Origin of the sequence: Thiohalocapsa halophila, assembly GCF_016583825.1 — a bacterium.
GTDB lineage: Bacteria > Pseudomonadota > Gammaproteobacteria > Chromatiales > Chromatiaceae > Thiohalocapsa > Thiohalocapsa halophila.
In genome coordinates, this window is sequence record NZ_NRRV01000175.1 from 1 (window position 1) to 1631 (window position 1631).

Consider the following 1631-nt stretch of genomic DNA (forward strand, 5'->3'; position numbering starts at 1 on the left):
GCGCAGACGTTGGTCGTGGTCGCGATAGGCACCATAGCCGTCGCTCATCAGCCAGTTGCGAAAGTGCTCGCCGAGCACGTGCTGCACCATCGCGCGGGTGCGGCGCCCGACGATGAACAGCGTGGCGTGAGGCACCAAGTGAACACCCACAGCCACAGCACCCGCCCATGCTCCTGCTAGGCGGTTTCCTAGGGGGTATCGCAGACCGCGTAGCTACGCTGGCCGGGCTGCGCCAGCATCGCCACAGTAAGATCGAGCAGTGCCTTCTGCTGATTATTGTCGTCTGCGGACAACGCCTGGCACACGTGCAGCAGGTTCTGAATCGCAGCGCAGGCCAGCTGAGGCTCGTGCGATTTCAAAGTACCGGCGTCGATTCCTGTTCGTCGCTTTGCCGTTACCCGCGGCACTGTTCAGTGCCATCGCCTGCGATGCGCGCAGGCGCTGATTCTTCACGTTGCGGTGTCCTTGCAGCGTCTCGCAATACCGGTAGGCTCGATCGATACACTCGATGCCTGCCCGGGATAGGTAATGCCTGTCACGGCCGAATACGATATGGCCTCTTCTCTTTGGATTGCGATTCTGATTCCGATTGGGCTCCGCCCACCAATAGATAGAGTTCTGAAGGTTATTAGTGAACCGTCCCTGAGGTGGAAGCAGCCTGTTGGAGAGCTTGTGTATTAGTATGTGTGGATATGCTTTTTACACGATATAGTGAGCAGTGGGGCCGACCCGTTCGGTGCGTCGCGTGTTGTACACCACCAGAGGGCTGCGACGTTGTCGCTCGGCGTTGTGTGGGGCGGATATGCGAGCGCCTATACGACCTGTCGAGCCCTGGGAGTTAGTGCAGTTCTTGTTGGCTCGCCACCAAACCAACCGAATCGCTGTTGACGGTCGAATCAGATGCCCTGTACCCTTTGCAGCACATAATAATTAACGTTTTCGACTGCTGGCGTTTGGCATCGCCGCCGTTAAATGCGGCCCGTCGAATATTCCAGCAGCCGCATATGGCAGCGGCCAGATCTATCGGCGAGCGAGTGTGACGGTTACCCCGTGTGAGGGCCCTAGCCCGTGATGGCCCCGGCTATCTCAGGGCCGTTAAGCCGCAGACCGCCGTCCGGACTATCGTCGCGCAAACGCCTGCCACCCCACAGTCCCACCAAGCCTGGAGGAATCGACCCGTGAAGAGAGCCATCGTTGCCACCGCCGTTGCTGCGGCGACCTGCATCAGCACCACTGCCATCGCCCGAGACACGATTTTCATTGTCGGCTCGTCTACCGTGTACCCTTTCGCGACCGTGGTCGCTGAGAACTTCGGCCGGACCTCGAAGTTCACGACACCCAAGATCGAGTCCACCGGTTCCGGTGGCGGCTTGAAGCTGTTTTGCGCCGGCGTCGGCCTTGAGCACCCCGACGTCACCAACGCCTCGCGCCGCATCAAGGCCACCGAGTTCGAGACCTGTCAGGCCAACGGGGTCGAAGACATCGTCGAGGTCATGTTCGGCTACGACGGCATCACCGTTGGCAACTCCAAGACAGTCGAGCAGATGGATTTCACCCCGAAGGATCTGTTTCTGGGACTGGCCAAGGACGTTCCGGGCGAGGGCGATACCTTGGTGCCCAACCCCTACAAG

The 1631-nt window shown here is 59.9% G+C and carries 2 protein-coding genes; one reads left to right on the forward strand and one right to left on the reverse strand.

Annotated elements, in window-relative coordinates; all coding sequences use genetic code 11:
* Positions 1-273 precede the first annotated feature (273 nt).
* Positions 274-684 carry a four helix bundle protein gene (locus CKO31_RS27835; protein ID WP_200243707.1) on the reverse strand — a complete coding sequence of 137 codons (411 nt, stop codon included), beginning with the start codon at positions 682-684 and terminating at the stop codon, positions 274-276.
* A 494-nt stretch (positions 685-1178) separates the two neighbouring features.
* Here CKO31_RS27835 and CKO31_RS25790 point away from each other — a divergent pair.
* On the forward strand, positions 1179-1631 hold a 453-nt coding region (locus tag CKO31_RS25790), incomplete at its 3' end, for a substrate-binding domain-containing protein (protein ID WP_200243699.1).